At 73.1% G+C, this 16,698-nt stretch carries 18 protein-coding genes; 10 read left to right on the top strand and 8 right to left on the bottom strand.

Annotated features, from left to right (window positions below):
* Window positions 1-20: 20 nt before the first annotated feature.
* Window positions 21-992, bottom strand: a complete 972-nt coding sequence (locus ABUL08_RS17800) for a hypothetical protein (RefSeq protein ID WP_350931040.1) — start codon at window positions 990-992, stop codon at window positions 21-23.
* A 70-nt stretch (window positions 993-1,062) separates the two neighbouring features.
* The gene (locus ABUL08_RS17795; protein ID WP_350931038.1) at window positions 1,063-1,626 is read right to left on the bottom strand and encodes an SOUL family heme-binding protein; all 564 of its coding nucleotides are present in this window, start codon (window positions 1,624-1,626) and stop codon (window positions 1,063-1,065) included.
* Between the two features lie 182 nt (window positions 1,627-1,808).
* On the opposite strand from ABUL08_RS17795, the gene ABUL08_RS17790 reads away from it, so the two are divergent.
* The gene (locus ABUL08_RS17790; protein WP_350931037.1) at window positions 1,809-2,267 is read left to right on the top strand and encodes a hypothetical protein; all 459 of its coding nucleotides are present in this window, start codon (window positions 1,809-1,811) and stop codon (window positions 2,265-2,267) included.
* Window positions 2,268-2,399: 132 nt separating this feature from the next.
* Here ABUL08_RS17790 and ABUL08_RS17785 read toward each other — a convergent pair whose 3' ends face one another.
* Window positions 2,400-3,182, bottom strand: a complete 783-nt coding sequence (locus ABUL08_RS17785) for a D-Ala-D-Ala carboxypeptidase family metallohydrolase (protein WP_350931036.1) — start codon at window positions 3,180-3,182, stop codon at window positions 2,400-2,402.
* Between the two features lie 311 nt (window positions 3,183-3,493).
* On the opposite strand from ABUL08_RS17785, the gene ABUL08_RS17780 reads away from it, so the two are divergent.
* Both ABUL08_RS17780 and ABUL08_RS17775 read left to right on the top strand, forming a co-directional pair.
* Window positions 3,494-4,135, top strand: a complete 642-nt coding sequence (locus ABUL08_RS17780; protein WP_350931035.1) for a DUF6642 family protein — start codon at window positions 3,494-3,496, stop codon at window positions 4,133-4,135.
* A 46-nt stretch (window positions 4,136-4,181) separates the two neighbouring features.
* Window positions 4,182-4,646, top strand: coding sequence for a PPOX class F420-dependent oxidoreductase (locus tag ABUL08_RS17775; protein ID WP_350931034.1), 465 nt, complete (start codon window positions 4,182-4,184; stop codon window positions 4,644-4,646).
* Between the two features lie 3 nt (window positions 4,647-4,649).
* Here ABUL08_RS17775 and ABUL08_RS17770 read toward each other — a convergent pair whose 3' ends face one another.
* Both ABUL08_RS17770 and ABUL08_RS17765 read right to left on the bottom strand, forming a co-directional pair.
* Window positions 4,650-5,291, bottom strand: coding sequence for an NAD(P)-dependent oxidoreductase (locus ABUL08_RS17770; protein WP_350931033.1), 642 nt, complete (start codon window positions 5,289-5,291; stop codon window positions 4,650-4,652).
* Between the two features lie 66 nt (window positions 5,292-5,357).
* The gene (locus ABUL08_RS17765) at window positions 5,358-6,590 is read right to left on the bottom strand and encodes a serine hydrolase domain-containing protein (RefSeq protein WP_350931032.1); all 1,233 of its coding nucleotides are present in this window, start codon (window positions 6,588-6,590) and stop codon (window positions 5,358-5,360) included.
* Between the two features lie 65 nt (window positions 6,591-6,655).
* Between ABUL08_RS17765 and ABUL08_RS17760 the strand changes: the two genes are divergently transcribed.
* On the top strand, window positions 6,656-7,249 hold the full coding sequence (locus tag ABUL08_RS17760; protein ID WP_350931031.1) for a pentapeptide repeat-containing protein: 594 nt from the start codon (window positions 6,656-6,658) through the stop codon (window positions 7,247-7,249).
* Between the two features lie 6 nt (window positions 7,250-7,255).
* On the opposite strand, the gene ABUL08_RS17755 is transcribed toward ABUL08_RS17760, so the two are convergent.
* Window positions 7,256-10,033, bottom strand: a complete 2,778-nt coding sequence (locus ABUL08_RS17755; RefSeq protein ID WP_350931030.1) for a tetratricopeptide repeat protein — start codon at window positions 10,031-10,033, stop codon at window positions 7,256-7,258.
* A gap of 151 nt (window positions 10,034-10,184) precedes the next feature.
* Between ABUL08_RS17755 and ABUL08_RS17750 the strand changes: the two genes are divergently transcribed.
* The 6 genes from ABUL08_RS17750 to ABUL08_RS17725 all read left to right on the top strand — a co-directional run bounded on the left by ABUL08_RS17750 (window position 10,185) and on the right by ABUL08_RS17725 (window position 14,163).
* Window positions 10,185-10,637, top strand: coding sequence for a pyridoxamine 5'-phosphate oxidase family protein (locus ABUL08_RS17750; RefSeq protein WP_350931029.1), 453 nt, complete (start codon window positions 10,185-10,187; stop codon window positions 10,635-10,637).
* A 205-nt stretch (window positions 10,638-10,842) separates the two neighbouring features.
* Window positions 10,843-11,727: a hypothetical protein gene (locus ABUL08_RS17745; RefSeq protein ID WP_350931028.1), complete on the top strand. Its 885-nt coding sequence runs from the start codon at window positions 10,843-10,845 to the stop codon at window positions 11,725-11,727.
* A gap of 92 nt (window positions 11,728-11,819) precedes the next feature.
* A complete protein-coding gene (locus ABUL08_RS17740) occupies window positions 11,820-12,257 on the top strand; it encodes a nitroreductase family deazaflavin-dependent oxidoreductase (protein ID WP_350931027.1) in 438 nt (145 codons plus the stop codon).
* Between the two features lie 89 nt (window positions 12,258-12,346).
* Complete coding sequence (locus ABUL08_RS17735; protein WP_350931026.1) at window positions 12,347-12,691, top strand: DUF1330 domain-containing protein; 345 nt, start codon at window positions 12,347-12,349, stop codon at window positions 12,689-12,691.
* Between the two features lie 78 nt (window positions 12,692-12,769).
* Complete coding sequence (locus ABUL08_RS17730; protein WP_350931025.1) at window positions 12,770-13,747, top strand: hypothetical protein; 978 nt, start codon at window positions 12,770-12,772, stop codon at window positions 13,745-13,747.
* Between the two features lie 89 nt (window positions 13,748-13,836).
* On the top strand, window positions 13,837-14,163 hold the full coding sequence (locus ABUL08_RS17725) for a hypothetical protein (RefSeq protein WP_350931024.1): 327 nt from the start codon (window positions 13,837-13,839) through the stop codon (window positions 14,161-14,163).
* A gap of 43 nt (window positions 14,164-14,206) precedes the next feature.
* Here the strand turns inward: ABUL08_RS17725 and dacB are convergent, their stop codons facing one another.
* Window positions 14,207-15,790, bottom strand: coding sequence for a D-alanyl-D-alanine carboxypeptidase/D-alanyl-D-alanine endopeptidase (gene dacB, locus ABUL08_RS17720; protein ID WP_350931023.1), 1,584 nt, complete (start codon window positions 15,788-15,790; stop codon window positions 14,207-14,209).
* A gap of 74 nt (window positions 15,791-15,864) precedes the next feature.
* Window positions 15,865-16,581 (bottom strand): MIP/aquaporin family protein, encoded by a 717-nt coding sequence (locus tag ABUL08_RS17715; protein ID WP_350931021.1) that lies wholly within the window; start codon window positions 16,579-16,581, stop codon window positions 15,865-15,867.
* Between the last annotated feature and the right edge of the window lie 117 nt (window positions 16,582-16,698).

Here is a 16,698-nt window from a genome sequence, read left to right as displayed (position 1 = left end):
CCGCCCACCGAGCGGGGTGGTCAGTTGTAGCCGACGACGAAGGTGTTGCTGACGGTCGTGCCGTTCCAGGTGGCGGTGATCGTGCCGGGTTCGCTGACCGAGGCGTCCGCGGCCACGGTCACCGGGAAGATCACACCCGGGCTGCCGGCCGGCACCTGGACGGTCGCCGGCACCACCACGTCGGGCCGGTCGCTGTGCAGGGCGATGGTCACCCCGGTCGGGTTCGCCGCGGTGCCGATCCCGACCACCACGTCGTTGACCGCGCCCCGGGCGACGTAACCGGGCCCGACGGCGAAGGTGGGCGGCACCACCGCCAGCCGACCGGTCGCGCGGGTGGTGCCCAGGTGCGCCGACGGGCGGACCACCGCGGGGACCTGGGCCTGGTTGACCACGGCCGTGAAGCTGACGCTGGTCTGACCCGCCGGCACCACCACCGACGGCGGGACGTACACGTTGGGTCCGTACGAGGTGTTGCTCCACAGCGTCACGGCGACCCCGCCCGTGGCGGCCGGTGCGGCCAGCACCACCGTGCCGGTGACCGAGCTGCCCTCGACGGCCGCCGCCGGGCTGAAGCGCAGGTCGACCACGCCCTGCGCCGCCGGATCACCGGGCAGCACGGTGACCTCCGCGATCCGTACCAGGTCGCTGCCGGGGACCTGGGCGTAGAGCGGGACGACGGTCGTCACCTCCGGCGACGCCACCCGGATCGGGAAGCTGACGCTCCTGCGACCCGCCGGCACGACGACGTGCCCGCCGGTGAAGCTCTGGTAGACCACGTCGCCGTAGAGGGCCACGTCCACGCCGCCGCGCGGCGCCTTGCGGGTGAGGGTGATGGTCTGGGTGGCGGTCTCCCCGGCGGTGATCACCGCCGGGGAGACCGAGCCGGAGGCGAGCCGTACGGGCCCGGTGGCGGCACCGGCGGGCAGCGCCGGCACCAGCAGGAGAGTGGCGGTGGTGATCCCCGTTGCGAGGGTCTGCAGTAGACGTCTCATGGCACCGACCCCACCAGGCCGGTGCCCGGCAAGCCAGCCCGGGCGGTGAACCGTCCTCGGCTCGTAAGAACTACTCGGTGACGGGGAGCAGGACCTCGTTGCGGCGCAGGAACCACGGCTTCCACGGCGGGTCGAACCGGGCGTACCGGACGGCGCCCGCCGGGCTGAGTCCGGCGTCGGTGACCGCCCGGCCCAGCGCGGTGGCCCGCCGCTCGAACGCCTCCGTGGTCCACCGCCCGGAGAACCGGGCCGCGGCGGCGAGCTCCTCGGGGATCTGCCGGACGGTGATCCGCGGATCCTCCGGCTCGGGGAGCGTCGCCGCGGTGAAGCTCGCCGGCATCACGAACCGCACCAGCCAGCTGCCGGCCCGGTCGCCCTCCTCCTGGACCACCGGCGCGGTCATCGCGATCTTCTGCGACCCGGCGGGCTCCTGCACCACCGGCGCGGTCATGCCGATCTGCCGACGGGACCGGTTCGCCCCGCCGATGAAGCCGGCAAGTGGCCGGAACGCCTCATTGCCGGCCCGGTCGAAGGGCCCCTCGACGCGCACCTCCGCGACCAGGTGGGCCGGATAGCGGCGCAGCTCGAAGCCCGGATGCCGGGACACCACCCGATACGGCTGCTGCTCGGTCATGGCACGCTCCCCGGCCTCGCGGTCTCGCCGGACACGCTACCGGCCTGAACAGCCGCCGGCAGCGGAACGCCCGGCGGCGGAGATCCGGGGATTGAACTCCTGCCGGCCGGGGCCCGTACCACTGGGCGAGGATGTGGTGCGGCGGGTCAGCCGCACCGCTGCCGAGCTGCGGGAGGCCTGCCGTGCGAGTTGGTGAGCAGTCGACGGATCCCATCGATCAGATCCTGGGCGAGGTGCCGGTCCCGGCGACCCTGACCCCCGAGGATGTCCGGCTCGCGGTCCGGGCGGTGGTGGTGCACGCCGCCGAGGAGTGGCCCGCCGGACCGAAGTGCCGCAACGACGGGGCGGCGTACCCCTGCCGCCTGCACCGGTGGGGTCGGCGCGTGCTGACGGCGCACGGCCTCAACGAACGGCAGGTCGACGCACTGGTGCGGCACGGCAACCCGTTCGTGCACGTGCCGTTCCCGTTCGTGCTGACCGGGTCGGGGTCCGCGCGACCCACCGCCCCGGGCACCCCGTCCCCGCGCGGCCAGGCCGGCCGGGTCGCCGCACCCGGCGTGCGGCCCGCCATCCGGCCCGGCGGAACCGGTCGACCGGTGGCGTCCCCCGCCACCAGGCCGCGCTGGCCCCGGGCGAGCTGACGACCCTCCGACTCGTCGAGCCGGCGCGGTCCTGTCGGGGGTACGCCCGACAGTCCGAGTCCCGGGGCGACGGCGGCGGCCCGGCGCGGGCACCCCCCACTCCCACGCCGGGCCGTCGTCGACCTCGACAGGTCAGTCGTCGCCGACCCCGCAGTCCGGGGCCGACCAACTCGTCGTGTCCGAGGAACGGTCGGCGGTGTTCTGTCGACGGGAGTCGAGGTGAACGTGGTCGGAGTGGTTCGGGTAGCCGGGGCCGTAGATCCCGCTGAAGCCGCGGCTGCGAGCCGAGCGAGCCAGCTGGCACAGTGACGAGCTGCGGGAGGTCACGTCGGCCGCGTTGCCGTAGAGGTGCTGGCTGTCGGACGCCCCGCCGACCTGGCTGTTGCAGGCGATGCTGCGGAACCCGCTGGTCACGTAGATCGGCTGGTCGCCGAGGCTGCGACGGAGCGCCTCCAGCTTCCACATGGTGCGGACCGCGTTCTCCCGCGTCGCGGTCGGCGACAGCGGGCCCCCGCTCCACCCGCCCTTGCCGCAGCCGTTGTCCAGCTCGGTGTAGCTGAAGTGCCGCGGCGTGCAGTCGTCGTCCTGCAGGGCGTAGATCTTCGCGAAGGTCTGCGGCCCGGCGACCCCGTCGGCGCGCAGCCCGTACGCCGCCTGGAAGCGCGTGACCGCGGCGGCGGTCTCCGGGCCGTAGATCCCGTCGACGCGGACGATGTCCCGGTAGGCGGCCCAGCCGCCCACCCGGATCTGGAGTTGCCGGACGTCGGTGCCGGACCGCCCCTGGAACAGGGGCCGGGTCCAGGTGAAACAGCCGTCGGCGTGGGCCGCCGGCGCGGCGACCACCGTGGCGATCGCGGCCCCCGGCAACGCCAGGGCCAACGCGACGAGCGCCCGTTTCACAGTGTTGATACGCACGGAAGTCTCCCGATGAGAGTGCGAGTGGGTGAGCCGCAGGGGCGTCGACCGGTACGTGCCTGTGCACTCCACCTTCGCAGCGCGACGGGTAATGAGCGGCCTTTAACCAGAATCGCCCTCACAAATGGTTGTTCCTGAGCATCGGCTGTGGATCGGGCTGATTGCGAAAACCTGCACTCCACTTTCTTCGGGTGGGACGGAGGTGCAGAAACGTGACGGAAAGTGCCGTCCCGGCACGCCGAGGGTGATGTCGATGTGTCACCCCGGCCCGGTAACGTCTGCGCCGGGCTCCAGGCACGGGGGAGGTGGGCGTGGCGCGCGGTGGCGTCTTCTGCATCGAGGGGCAGTGGCATCGGGACCTCAACGAGCGGGGTTCCGTCCTGCCCACCCTCGAACTGCTCGAACGCCTCGGCCGGATCCGCTTCATCCACAAGGACGCCGCCACCCGCGACGAGCTCTTCTACTTCCTGGACCGCTGGCTGCTCAAGCAGTACGCCGACTACCGGGTCGGGTTCTTCGCCATGCACGGCGAACCGAGCCGGCTCTGCCTCACCGACTGGGACTCGGTCGACCTGACCGACGTGGCCGAGCGGATGGCCGGCCGGTGCGAGGGACGCCGGCTCTATTTCGGCAGCTGTTCGGTGCTGCGCGCCTCCGACGCCACGCTGCGCGACTTCCTCGACGTGACCGGCGCGGCCCTGATCTGCGGTTTCACCCGCGAGGTCGACTGGGTGGAGTCCGCCGCCTTCGAGACCGTGCTGCTCGACGTGCTCGCCAACGGGCAGCGGCACAACGCCGCCGAACAGCGGATGGGCTCGGCGCACTGGGCGCCGCTCGCGTCGTACCTCGGTTTCCGGGTGATCTATGCCAACGGCCGGGCGTGGCGGCCGGCGACCCGGCCCCGGGTGCCGGCGCAGGCGGCGCCGCGTCGCGCGGCCGGCCGCCCCCGCTGAGCCCGCGCCCGACGGCCACCGGTGCGGGCCTGGTAGAACCAGGAGCATGGCACGCAGCATCGCGAGCAACACCCGGGTCGACCGGGCCGCCCTGATCGAGTTCCTCCGTCCCCGGCACCGGGTGGTGCTGATGACCACCCGCGCCGACGGCCGGCCGCAGTCCTCGCCGGTCTCCTGCGGGGTGGACGGCGAGGGCCGGCTGGTGATCTCCACCTATCCGGAGCGGGCGAAGGTCACCAACATCCGGCGCGACCCGCGGGTCTCGGCCTGCGTGCTCTCCGACGACTGGAACGGGCCGTGGGTGCAGGTCGACGGCACCGCCGAGGTGCTCGACCTGCCCGAGGCGCTGGAGCCGCTGGTGGAGTACTTCCGCAGCATCTCCGGCGAGCACCCCGACTGGGACGAGTACCGCGCGGCGATGGTGAAGCAGGGCAAGTCCCTGATCCGGGTCACCGTCGACGCCTGGGGGCCGATCGCCACCGGCGGCTTCCCGGCCCGGCTGGCCGACTGAGCGTCAGTACGCGGCGGTGAACCGGGCGTTCGGGAAGCGCGGGCTCTCGATCTCGTCGACGATCGCCACCGCCAGGTCCTCGTAGGTCACCACCGACCGGCCCTGCGCGTCGGTCACCGGCTGGTCGGTGCCGGTGCGGTAGTGGCCGGTGCGCTCGCCCGGGTGGAACTCCAGCGGCGGCGGCGAGACGTACGTCCAGGTCACCCCGTCGGCCGAGGACCGGTAGACGCCCAGCGCGTCGGCCTGACCCTCGGCCGCGTCCCGGTACTCCGCCGGGAAGTCCGGCTCGTCCAGGAACGGGGTGCCCTTCGGGGTCAGCAGCGTCGCACCGCCCCCCACGTGGATCACCCGGGGCGGGTCGGGCAGCTCCCGCAGCGTGGACACCAGCGTCTGCGCCGCGTCCCGCCACAGCTCCCGCTCGCCGCCCCCGATCGCCACCACGAACACGTCGGCGTCCTCGGCCAGCTCCCGCACGCTCCGGGCGGACGTCGCGTCGCCGGTGACCGTACGCACGCCCGGTGGCAGATAGCTGGTCGCCTCGGGACGGCGTACCGCCGCGGTGACCCGGTGCCCCCGCTCAACCGCCTCGGCGGTGATCCGCGACCCCGCGGTCCCGCCCGCGCCGAACACGACGATGTTGCTCATGCCCCCAGGCTAGGGAGCGGACCGGCCGGCGGGTGGCGTTCCGCCGATCCCGGGCGGCGACGCCGGTCAGTCGACCAGCGCCGAATAGACGAGCTGACGCAGCTGTGACCGCAGCGGATAGGTGCTCGACGGCATGAGCTGGGTGAACAGCAGGGCGGTGACCTCCTCCACCGGGTCCACCCAGAAGGCGGTGCTGGCCATGCCACCCCAGTAGAACTCGCCGACGCTGCTCGGCACCCGGGCCGGCACCGGGTCCTGCACGACCGCGAAGCCGAGGCCGAAGCCGATCCCGTCGAGGACCGTCTCGGCGAAGCCCTCCGGGTGGAACGACGCCAGGTCACGCCCGCCGGGCAGGTGGTTGCGGGTCATGAAGCGCACCGTGCGCGGCCCCAGCAGGCGTACGCCGTCCAGTTCGCCGCCGCGCAGCAGGCACTGGGTGAACCGGTGGTAGTCGGCGGCCGTGGAGACCAGCCCGCCGCCGCCGGAGAGACATTCCGGCTCGGTGAGCGCGAAGCGGCCCACCGCGTCGAGGCGGACCGCCTGCCCGGTCGCCGGGTGCGGCGTGTAGAGGGCGGCGAGGCGCTTCCCGTCCGGCTCGTCGACCCACCAGCTGGTGTCGGTCATGCCGAGCGGCCGGAGGATCCGCTCGGCGAAGAAGGTGTCCAGGCGCTGCCCGGAGACCACCTCGACCAGCCGGCCCAGCACGTCGGTGGCGACGCCGTAGTTCCAGCTCGTGCCCGGCTGGAAGAGCAGCGGCAGTTGGGCCATGCCCCGGGTCGCCTCGGCCAGGTCCGCGCCCGCCGGCACACCCAGGTCGAAGCCCGCCTTGCGGTACAGGCCGTCGACCACCGAGGTCTGGGCGAAGCCGTACGTCAGGCCGGCGGTGTGGGTGAGCAGGTGCCAGACCCGGATCGGCTCGACCGCCGGCACCGTGTACGGCTTGAGCACCGAACCCTTGTCGTACACCCGGACGTCGGCGAACTCGGGCAGCCAGCGGCTGATCGGGTCGTTCAGCTCGAACCGGCCCTCCTCCCAGAGCATCATCGCCGCGACCGAGGTGACCGGCTTGGTCATCGAGTAGATCCGCCACAGGGTGTCCGACTCGACGGGGGTGCCGGCCTCCCGGTCCCGCAGGCCGTAGGTGGCCGAGTGGGCGATCTCGCCCCGGCGGGTGACGACGATCTGCCAGCCGGCGAGCCGGCCGTCGTCGACGTACGCGCCGAAGTGCTCGTCGATCCGCGCCAGCCGGGCGGGGTCGAAGCCGATGCGGTCCGGGTCGGTGCTCACTGCCACGCTCACCCCGTCGACGCTACTAGTCGGTAGGGCAACCGGGAAGTGTCGGCCGGCGCCACTAGTCTGACCCGATGCCGGAGCCGACCGAGGACGTCACCTACCGCCACCAGGACTGGTACGCCGAAGAGCTGGCCGACCGGCACTTCGTACGCTGCGAGTTCTTCCACGTCGACCTCACCGAGGCGGTCAGCCGGGGCGCCGTCTTCACCGAGTGCGTCTTCGGCAACGTCGCCTTCAACGCGTCCCGGCACACCGACTCGGCCTTCACCCGCTGCACGTTCAAGCGGTGCAACTTCTTCGAGGCCGAGTTCACCGGCTGCAAGCTGGTGGGCAGCAGCTTCGACCAGTGCGACCTGCGGCCGCTGCGGATCGACGGCGGGGACTGGTCCTTCGTCGCGCTGCCCGGGGCGGATCTGCGCGGGGTGCGGGTCACCGACGTCCGGATGCGGGAGGCCGACCTGACCGGGGCGAACCTCACCGACGCCACGGTCACCGGGGTCGACCTGTCCGGCGCGCAGCTCGACGGCCTGCGGCTGACCGCGGCCGACCTGCGCGGCAGCGACCTCACCGCGCTCGACCCGACGGCGGTGCAGCGGGCCGGGGCGATCATCGACGCCGAGCAGGCGATCGTGCTGGCCCAGGCGTTGGGCTTCGAGATCCGCTGACCACGGTCAGGGCTCGGTCTGCTCGTCCTCGGGGGCGGTGGCGTCGACGACGAGGTCGGTGTCGTCGAGCAGCTCGATGACCTCCTGCCACAGCGCGGCCCGCGCCATGCAGATCCACGTGTAGTCCTCCGAGCTGAGGTCGACGTCATCGACGTCCAGCTGGCGCAGCAACTGGTCGCTGCGATGGGCGGTGGCTTTCGCGGCCCTGGCGAGCTGGAGCAGCCTGGCCAGGCAGCGGTCGATCCGCTCCACCTGCCGGGCGACCGCGTCGTCGACCACCCAAGGCAGCTGGATCTGGTCGTCGGTCAGCCGCTCCACCTCGTCCAGGCGGAGGTCGTCGTAGACCGGCACCGGCGGCGGGAAGTGGTGGCCGGTGGTCCGTTGCAGCGCCACCGTCCGGGTGACGAGCCGGGAGAACTCGGCCCGGTCCGCCCAGTACCGCGCCCCGTCGAGCGCGATCCGCTCCACCACCTCCCAGGTGCGGTCGTCCAGCCGCAGCCACAGCACCAGGTCGTGCAGATAGCGCGGCTGACGACGGCGGAGCCGTTGGCGGTGCCAGTGCCGTTCCAGCAGGCGGGCCCCCTCGCAGAGCAGGTTCTTGGCGTACGCGACGACCCGGACCTCCGAGACGTCCTCCGGCCGCAGCGGCACCGGCTTCATCGGCTGGTAGGCGTCCTGCTGGAAGAACCGGAACTCGGCGCGGTTGCGCAGCCGGGCCAGGTCGGGGTCGCTGGTGGCGATCCAGGTCCGTAGCCGGGAGGCGGTGCCCGCCTGGGTGTCGGACTGGACGGTGAGCCGGCCGGCCCGCCCGCTCTCGGTGCACATCAGCGCTTCCCGCAGGTTCTCCACGGCCCGGTAGGTCAACGTCTCCGCCGCACGGTCGACGGGTGCCCGCTCGGCGGAGGGGCCGGTGCCAGCCGTGAGCGGGTAGCCCTGCAGGGCGAAGGCGTACAGGCAGCCGGCGTGGTAGTAGTCCAGGTAACCCAGGCGAGCGGCCCGGTTCCACCGGCGCTGGGCGGCGAAGATCGCGTCACCGAGCAGCATCGGCGAGGCCGGCCAGCCGATGCCGAGGGCCCGGTCGGCCTTACGGCGGCGCCACCAGATCCACCAGTCGCTGAGGCAGCCGACGGCCGGCAGTTCGAGTCGGCTCCCCTCGGGCGAGTCGTACCGGGCGTCGTGCAGGGTACGCATCAACCGCAGCGGGGCCCAGACGTCCCGCATGAGCCGCACGAGCCGGCGGTCGAAACCCGCGCCGGCCCCGGGTACGAAGGCGGCGATCGTCAGGTCCTCGTAGAGCCGATGGAACTCCTGCCAGGCCGCCAGGTGCAGCACCACCGGCGCGGACGACCGGTGCCGGAGCATCTCCCGGACCAGTTGCTTGGCCTCGTCCCGGGTGCCGGCGCCGGTGCAGGTCAGTACGGCGGGCCAGTAGCGTTCGGCCAGCGCGGCGCAGAGGCGTTCCCGGTTCTGCCGGCTCTCCCAGTGGTAGGGGGTGTTGGCGTCGAGCTTCGCGCCGGGGTTGTGCGGGAGCCACTGGGCCATCACCCGTTCGGCGTACCCGAGGGTGCGGGCGTACTGGAAGCGCAGCTTGATCCATTCCGGGTGGCGCCGGAGCTGCCGGACCGTCGCGCCGGTGTAGCGCAGGGGACGGCGCAGCCGGCGCCGCTTGCGGCTCCACAGCGCGCCGGTGTAGTGGGCCTCCAGCTGCCCGACGGCCAGCGCGCCCTGGTAGGTCTGCAACGCGTCGAGGAAGAGGCCCAGGTCCTCCTGGACACTGCCGACCATCAGCCGGATGTCGAGGTTGAACGGGTCCAGCCGCAGCGCCTCGCGGTACCACCACAGGGCGTCGTCCAGTTTCAGGTCGTCGTGCCGCTTCTTCGCCTCGTTGTACGCCTCGAACAGCTCCGCCGGCATGTCCCGGCCCCGCCACTTCCGCCAGGGCGGGGTCTTCGCGAGTCGGGTGACCGGGACGATCTTGGCCATCGCCCAGTAGGCGGCCTTGCAGGTGGCGTCCTCCCAGCTGTTGCCCCAGTAGGTCGTGGTGGCGCTACCGGTCCGACCGAGGAAGGAGGTGACGGTCACGGAGAGCCCGTACCGGGGTTCCACCTTGCGGCGCTGGAGGGTCCCGCTGATCTGGTACGCCTGCCTCGGCCAGAGGGCGGCCAGCACGCGGGGCAGGAAGGACGGGGCGTTGGAGAGGTCACCCTGCTCCTTGGCGAGCACGTCGAAGAACCCGTCCGGAGGTGGGTCCGCCGGTCCCGAGTACGGCGGGTAGACGCTGGTCTCCGCGAGCTGCCGGCAGAACCGACTCCGCAGGTAGACCGATCGTCCCTGGTCCGTGCCCGCGGCGTCGTCGAAGGTCCGCACGTTGACCGGTCCCGGTAGGTACACGTACCAGTCCTGCCGCCAGCGGCGCCAGGTGAAGAAGGTGCAGCCGACCAGGATCAGCACCCCGAGCTGTGCCCACCGCTCCGGGCGCGGCCCCCCGAAGACCGTCTTCGCCAGGCCGTGCAGCACCAACTGGATCACCAGCCAGACCCGGTCCCACCAGGACGACGGCGCCTCCCCTGCGGGCCGGCCGGACATCCGGCCGAACGCGCCCAGCGCGACGAGCAGGAGGGCCGTGCTGAGCAGCGCCAGGCCGAGTGACGGGCCCGGGTGCGGGACCGGCAGTTGCGAAGGGGCCGTCCGTGACGTCCGGGTGACCCGGTGCGGGTTGCGTACGTCCCACGACAGCGGCCGGTCGAACGTGCACGCCGCCCGCCGTAGCTTCCGGTCCAACATCTGGCTGCCCCTCGCATAGCCGCCTGGCCTGCTGTTTCAGGCTAGGCAGCCGGCCGGGGACGGACCGGGAAACGAGAATGCGAGCGAGTTCCCGGCACCGGGGCGCGAAAGGCGTCGTACCCTGTCAGGTTTTCCTGCCAAGCTCGCGGTCATGGCATGGTGGTCCGACCTGGTGGAGTCCGAGCCAGAGTTCGCGGCGCGCGTCCGCGACCGGTTCGCGGTACGCAAGCACGGCACGATGGCGACCCTGCGCCGGGACGGCTCGCCCCGGATCAGCGGTACGGAGTTCGACTTCTCCGCCGACGGCCAGCTCCGGCTGGGCAGCATGGCCGGCGCGAGGAAGGCGCTGGACCTGCGGCGCGATCCCCGGGTGGCGTTGCACTGTCCGACGGAGGACACCCCCGAGGACGATCCGGCGGCCTGGGGCGGGGACGCGAAGATCGCCGGGTTGGCGCACGAGGAACCGCCGGCCGAGGACGGGTCGCACCTGTTCCGGGTCGAGTTGACCGAGGTGGTGCTGACCCGGGTGGGTGATCCGCCGGACCATCTGGTGATCCTCAGCTGGCACCCGGGACGCGGCCTGCGGCGGCGCGAGCGCCGCTGACACCCCCTCCCACCAGCCGGATCACCGTTCGGACGGGGGTAGGTCCACCGATCGTGCCGAACGGGGTCCTCCTACCGTTTGGTAACGAACTGGAAACGCCCCGCCGCCGACATATGGCGCACCGGCCGCCCCGATGGAAACGTGAAGCGGGTCACGATTCGTCCGCTCCTGCCGATCGGGCGCGGGCGAGGGAGCGGGAGGTGCGGTGGCGGAGCAGGACCGTGGTGGGATCGACGGGCCCGCACCGAACGGGCCGACCCGTTCGACGTTGCGCCGGCTCGCCCGCGCCCGGCAGCGCCGCAAGCTGGCCGTGGAGGCGTTGATCGCGGTCGTCGCCCTGACCGCCATGGTCGCCTATCTCGGCACCGAGGAGCACGCCGCGCCCCGCGAGGAGAGTGCCGTCCTCCCCGGACCGCCGAGCACCGTGGGCCTGCCCAGCCTGCGACCGGGCGTGGCCGTGCCGCCGGGCGACGGTCTCGTCACCCCCGGCCTGCATCCCCGGGAGCGGCCCCCGTCGCCGACGGCCGCGCCCTCGACGCCGACGGTCGAGCCGCTGCTCACGGTCACCCGCGCCGACATCCCCGCGCTGGTCGACCTCACCGCGGTCGGTGCCGTGGACTGGGTCCACTGGGGACTGCTCGGCGCGGCCACCCCGGTCCGGAAGCGGGGCGGGTCGGGGGAGATCCGTGACGAGGGCGGCCGGGGCGCGCGGGAGAGCTTCAGCAGCAACCCCGAGGCGTACGCCTGGCGGGACGGCGCGCCGGTCGGCTCGGCCAGCGGCACCACGGCGGGGGTGCAGACCTGCGGCAAGGGCAACGGCTTCGCGCTCTCCGTCACCGCCGACGGTGCCGCCCGTACCCTGCGGCTCTATGCCGGGCTGTGGGCGGCCCGGGCCCGCCTCGACGTCCGGCTCTCCGACGGCGGCCCGACCAGCAGCGTACGACTGGAGGACCCGCACACCCAGCACACCGCCGAGTTCACCGTCCGCTTCCGCGCCCCGAAGGGGGCGAAGCTGCTGGTGAGCTGGACCGTGGAGGAGTCCTTCGGGGACTGCGGCATCGTCGGCCTCCAGGCGGCGGCGCTGCGCTGAACCCGTCCGGCCCGCCCGGGCGTTCCCCGGGTACCGGCCGTGCTCCCGGAGTAGCGTGGGCGCGACGACCGGCCGACGAGTGTGGAGGGGCCATGACGGCGAACGAGCAGGTGCTGGACAGCCCCGAGGGCTGGGTCGCCGACCACATCCGGCGGTACGTCGAGACCGACGGCGCCGAGGGGCACGAGTGGCGGCCCGGCGTCTTCACCCTGCTGCTGACCACCCGGGGCCGGCGCTCCGGCAAGCTGCGGCGTACCGCGCTGATCTACGGCCGGGACGGGGACGCGTACCTGGTGGTCGCCTCCCAGGGTGGCGCGCCGGAGCACCCCGCCTGGTATCTGAACCTGCTCGCCGAGCCGGAGGTGCAGGTGCAGGTCGGCGCGGAGACGTTCACCGCCCGGGCGCGGACCGCCGGCCCGGACGAGAAGCCGCGGATGTGGCGAACGATGACCGCCACCTGGCCGGCGTACGACGAATACCAGGCGAAGACGGACCGGGAGATCCCGGTGGTGGTGCTGGACCGGATCTGACCCCACACGGGGCGGTGCGGTCGCCGACTCGGACGCAGAATGGGGCTCGGCCCTGCGTCCGAGTCGGCGCACGTCACAGGGGAGGGACCATGTCCGCGTTCGCGCTCGCCCACCTGCGTACCCCGCAGGTCAACGACGACATCGTCGAATACCTGGAGAAGATCCAGGCCACCCTCGACCCGTACCAGGGGGTGTTCCGGGTGCACGGTCCCGAGCCGGAGGTGATCGAGGGCGAGTGGCCGGGCACCGTGGTGATCATCGAGTTCCCGGACGCCGAGCGGGCCCGCGCCTGGTACGCCTCCCCGGCGTACCAGGAGATCCTGCCGTTGCGGCTGCGGCACATCGAGGGCTCGGCGATCATCGTGGAGGGGGTCGGCCCGAACTACGACCCGGCCACCCGGGTCCGCGACGCCGGGGCCGTCGGGGACCGCTGAGCCGCTCCCACCCCGGGGGGAGTCGCGCCACTCGCGCGCGGGAGTGACCGGGCGCCGGCCGGCGGCAGGGTGGACGGCATGACCCTCACCCTGTCGCCGTCCGACCCCGCACGGACCCGGCCGCCCCTGCTGCCGTACGCCGTGATCGCCTGGGCCCTGGTCTACGGCGCCCTCCGCATGGCCTGGACGGTGGGCGGCGCGCCCGGGTTCGGGCCGCTGCACACCGATCTGGTGGTCGTCACCGGCTGGTGGTCGGTGGCGCTCTGCGCCGCCGCCGGTGGCACGGCCGGGGTGCTGGCCCGGGCCCGCACCTGGCGGCCCGGTGTCGCCGCGCTCGCCTGGGCGGTCTGCGCGCTGCTCCTGGTCTCCTGCGCGCTGTTCCTGCTGGACGTGGTCGGCTTCCTGATCCTGCAGCTGAGCCCGGCGTTCACCGTGGCCGGCTTCCTCAGCCGGGTCGGTGCGCTCACCGGCGCGGTGCTGTTGCACCTCGCGGTGCTGGACCACCGTCGGCGGCTGCGGGGCGACTGTGGAGGGTGCGGCCGGACCGGTCGCCCCGGGCGCTGGTCGGTGGGGCCGGTGCCGGGCTGGGCCCGGATCGCGGCGTGGGCCGCCGTGGTCGGCTGCCTGCTGCGGCTGGCCGCTCAGGTGGCGGTGGGCTCCGGTGAGCTGCCGATGGCCGAGGGGTTCTCGGCCGCGCTCTTCGAGGTGGGCTTCCTGCTGGCCGGGGTGCTGCTGCCGCTGGCCCTGGTGCACCGGTGGGGGCGGGTCTGGCCGCGCTGGGTGCCGCTGCTGGCCGGCCGGACCGTTCCGCGCGGGTTGCTGCTCGTGCCGGCGGCGCTCTTCTCGGTCGGTCTCGTCGGCTACTTCGGCGTCGGCATCGCCCAACTCACCGTCGAGACCGTCACCGGCACCTTCGACCCGGGGGACGGGCGCTACCCGCTCTGGTTCTTCTGGGTCGCCGAGCCCGCCTACTGGGTGTGGGGGTGGGGACTGGGCGTCGCCGCCCTCGACCACCACCTGCGTACCCGCCGCCCGTGCCGGCGGTGTGGGCGCTGAGGGCGGGACAGTTTGTCCGTCGCACCGAGCCGGGGGCGGCGTACCGTCCGGTTGTCCCGGTCCGTCCATCCCTTGTGGAGGCTCCACCGATGAGCAGCAGTGCCCGCGTCGTCCGTCCCGCCGTGCAGCCGGGGGCGGGTGAGGAGGCCGACGACACGCTGCGCGACATCCCGCTGCCGCCGTACGTGACCGGTGAGGACGCCCAGTTCGCGGTGCGCGCCGTGGTGGTGCACGCGCCCCGGCGCTGGTCCGGCGGGACGATCTGCCGCAACGACGCCAGCCCGCACCCGTGCCGGCTGCACCGGTGGGGTCGGCGGGTGCTCACCCTGCGCGGGCTGCCGCCCGCGGCGATCGACGCGCTGATCGAGCAGGGTGACCCGGCCGCCGACCCGAAGCCCTACCGGCCCGGCGCCTGACCGGGCGCGGGTCCCACCCACCCCGGGTGGGACCCGCGCCGGTTCAGCAGCGCACCGGCTTCACCCAGGAGCACTCCAGACCCTCCGGCACCCGCGGTGCCTCGGGCGCCGCCGGCACCGTCAGCCGCGCCGTGGTCGCCCCCTTCTCGGTGTACGACGCCAGCGCGATCGCGATCTGGTCCTCCAGGCCCTTCACCGACGAGGTCAGGTAGTTGTTCAGCACGATCGAGAAGGCCAGCAGGTGGCCGTCGGCGTCGGTGACATAGCCGGAGAGGCCGGACGCACCGGTCAGGCTGCCCGTCTTGGCGTGCACGTTGTTCGCCGCCGGGGTGCCCCGCATCCGGCTGCGCAGCGTCCCGCCGACGAGCCGCTCGGCGTTGCCGGCGATCGGCAGGGCGGCGTACCAGGTGTCGAACCAGGGCTCGGCGCGGACGGCGGCGAGCAGGGCGACGAACTCGGCCGGCGGGATCATGTTGCGCCGGGACAGCCCGGAGCCGTCCCGCTGGCGCAGCGTGCCGGTGTTCATGCCGCTGTCCCCGACGTACTCACCGATCGCGGCGAGCCCGGCCGACCAGCTCCCGGAGCCGGAGAGGACCCGACCGAGTTCCTTCGTCAGCACCTCCGCGTGCCCGTTGTTGGAGAGCTTAAGGAAGGGCACCATCAGCTCGCCGAGGGTCATCGAGTCGTGCCGCGCGACCGTCTTCGCCTCCGCCGGGGTGGGCCGGCCGAGGACGGTCCGGCCGAGCACCCGTACGCCGTGCCGGCGCAGTGCCGCCCGGAAGATGTCGGCGGCGTAGCCGGTGGGCTCCCAGACCGTCATCCAGTCGTTCTCCGGGTCCGCGCCGACGGCGATCTGGCCGGTGACCACGATGGTGTTCCCGCCGTGCTCCCGTTCGAACGAGATCGTCGTCTCCCCGTCGGCGACCGTCTCGGCCCGGTTGTCGATCCGCAGCCAGCCGTTGGGCGGGTCCATCGTCACCACCGGCGGCGTGCCGGCGCTGTCGGCCGGGGCGGCGTTCACGATCACCGTGCCGGCGTCGTAGTCGGTGTCCGGGGCGACGGTCAGCGCGGAGACCTGCGCGGCGTAGTAGTAGGACTCGTCGTCCCAGGTCCAGTCCGGGCCCAGCCGGGCGGTGTCGTAGCGGGTGTCGTCGGCGACCAGGTTTCCGGTCACCACCCGTACGCCGTCCGCCGCGACCTGGGCGGCCAGCGCGTCGTAGTCGGCGGCGAGCATCGTCGGGTCGCCGCCGCCGCGCAGGTAGAGGTCCCCGGAGACCAGTCCGGCGCGCCGGACCCCGTCGGTGGCGACGTCGGTGGTGAACCGGTGGCCGGGGCCGAGCAGTTCCAGTGCCGCGCTGGAGGTGAGCAGCTTGGTGTTCGAGGCGGGCACCAACCTGCGGTCGCCGTTGCGGTCGTAGAGGGTCTGACCGGTGGTGGTGTCCAGCACGACGACGCCGGCCTGCGCACCGGCCAGCCGGGAGTCGGCGAGGACCGCGTCGATGGTGGCGTGCAGCCGGGTCTGTGCGGGGGTGGGGGACTCGGCGGTGGCGTCGGGTGCGCCGGCGGTGGCCGCGGTGGCGACCAACGCCAGCACCGCGAGCGCCCGCGGAAAGAGACGACGATGCATGCGTAGATGCTGTCACGGAGGTTTCCTGCGGAGAACCCACCAAGACGAAACTTATTGCCAGATCTCGGGTCGGTTCAGGGGCGGTGCGGCGCCGGCTCCTCGGGCTCCGCCCGGTACCGCGGGTTGCGGCTGGTGACCAGCGGGGCCACCAGCGCCGCCAGTGCCCCGCCCAGCAGCGGGAAGACGATGAACACCCAGAGCTGGCGCAGCGCCGTCCCGCCCTCGAAGACGGCCGGCCCGAACGACCGGGCCGGGTTGATCGAGGTGCCGTCCAGGGTGACGCCGACCAGGTGCGCGGCGGCGTTCGCCAACCCGATCGGCACCCCGGCGAAGGCGGCGTACTCGACGCGACTCGTCACCACCAGCACCACCAGGACGAAGAGGAACGTCAGCACCGTCTCCAGCACCGCCGCGCCACCGGCGTTGATGTGCGCCCCGTAGCCGTTGGTGCCCAACGCGCCGGACTGGTCCACCACGTCACCCCACCGGGTGAGCCCCCAGAGGATGAACGCGGCCACGGTCGCCCCGACGAACTGGGCGACCCAGTAGGCGACCGCCCCGAGGAGCGAGATCTTGCCGGAGAGCAGCACACCCAGCGTCACCGCCGGGTTGACGTGACTGCCGGAGAGCGGCCCGATCGCGTACACCAGGGCGAGCATCACGAAACCGAAGGCGAGCGCGACCACCACCACGCCGCCCTGCACCCGCGCGGCGATCACGCTGCCCACGCCGAAGAAGACCAGCAGCAGGGTGCCGAGGAACTCGGCGAAGTAGCGCCTGGCATCGTCCATGTCGTCGAGCATATGGACCCACCGGGCCGGCAGGCGGTGAAATGCCTGCTCAGCGCCCTGGACGCCGGTCCCCGTCCGGGCTGGTCCCCCCGATGTCGACTGACCCGGTTCTATTTG

It is taken from the genome of Micromonospora sp. CCTCC AA 2012012, from assembly GCF_040499845.1.
Classification (GTDB): domain Bacteria; phylum Actinomycetota; class Actinomycetes; order Mycobacteriales; family Micromonosporaceae; genus Micromonospora; species Micromonospora mangrovi.
The sequence above is the reverse complement of the archived record's forward strand: the minus strand, read 5'-3'. Positions and strand labels throughout refer to the sequence as shown.

Excerpts from the sequence above, each read along its gene's own strand:
- ABUL08_RS17800 (WP_350931040.1), bottom strand. The coding sequence starts at position 992 with ATGAGACGTCTACTGCAGACCCTCGCAACGGGGATCACCACCGCCACT.
- ABUL08_RS17795 (WP_350931038.1), bottom strand. The coding sequence starts at position 1,626 with ATGACCGAGCAGCAGCCGTATCGGGTGGTGTCCCGGCATCCGGGCTTC.
- ABUL08_RS17775 (WP_350931034.1), top strand. The coding sequence starts at position 4,182 with ATGGCACGCAGCATCGCGAGCAACACCCGGGTCGACCGGGCCGCCCTG.
- ABUL08_RS17770 (WP_350931033.1), bottom strand. The coding sequence starts at position 5,291 with ATGAGCAACATCGTCGTGTTCGGCGCGGGCGGGACCGCGGGGTCGCGG.
- ABUL08_RS17760 (WP_350931031.1), top strand. The coding sequence starts at position 6,656 with ATGCCGGAGCCGACCGAGGACGTCACCTACCGCCACCAGGACTGGTAC.
- ABUL08_RS17755 (WP_350931030.1), bottom strand. The coding sequence starts at position 10,033 with ATGTTGGACCGGAAGCTACGGCGGGCGGCGTGCACGTTCGACCGGCCG.
- ABUL08_RS17750 (WP_350931029.1), top strand. The coding sequence starts at position 10,185 with ATGGCATGGTGGTCCGACCTGGTGGAGTCCGAGCCAGAGTTCGCGGCG.
- ABUL08_RS17740 (WP_350931027.1), top strand. The coding sequence starts at position 11,820 with ATGACGGCGAACGAGCAGGTGCTGGACAGCCCCGAGGGCTGGGTCGCC.
- ABUL08_RS17735 (WP_350931026.1), top strand. The coding sequence starts at position 12,347 with ATGTCCGCGTTCGCGCTCGCCCACCTGCGTACCCCGCAGGTCAACGAC.
- ABUL08_RS17730 (WP_350931025.1), top strand. The coding sequence starts at position 12,770 with ATGACCCTCACCCTGTCGCCGTCCGACCCCGCACGGACCCGGCCGCCC.
- ABUL08_RS17725 (WP_350931024.1), top strand. The coding sequence starts at position 13,837 with ATGAGCAGCAGTGCCCGCGTCGTCCGTCCCGCCGTGCAGCCGGGGGCG.
- dacB (WP_350931023.1), bottom strand. The coding sequence starts at position 15,790 with ATGCATCGTCGTCTCTTTCCGCGGGCGCTCGCGGTGCTGGCGTTGGTC.
- ABUL08_RS17715 (WP_350931021.1), bottom strand. The coding sequence starts at position 16,581 with ATGGACGATGCCAGGCGCTACTTCGCCGAGTTCCTCGGCACCCTGCTG.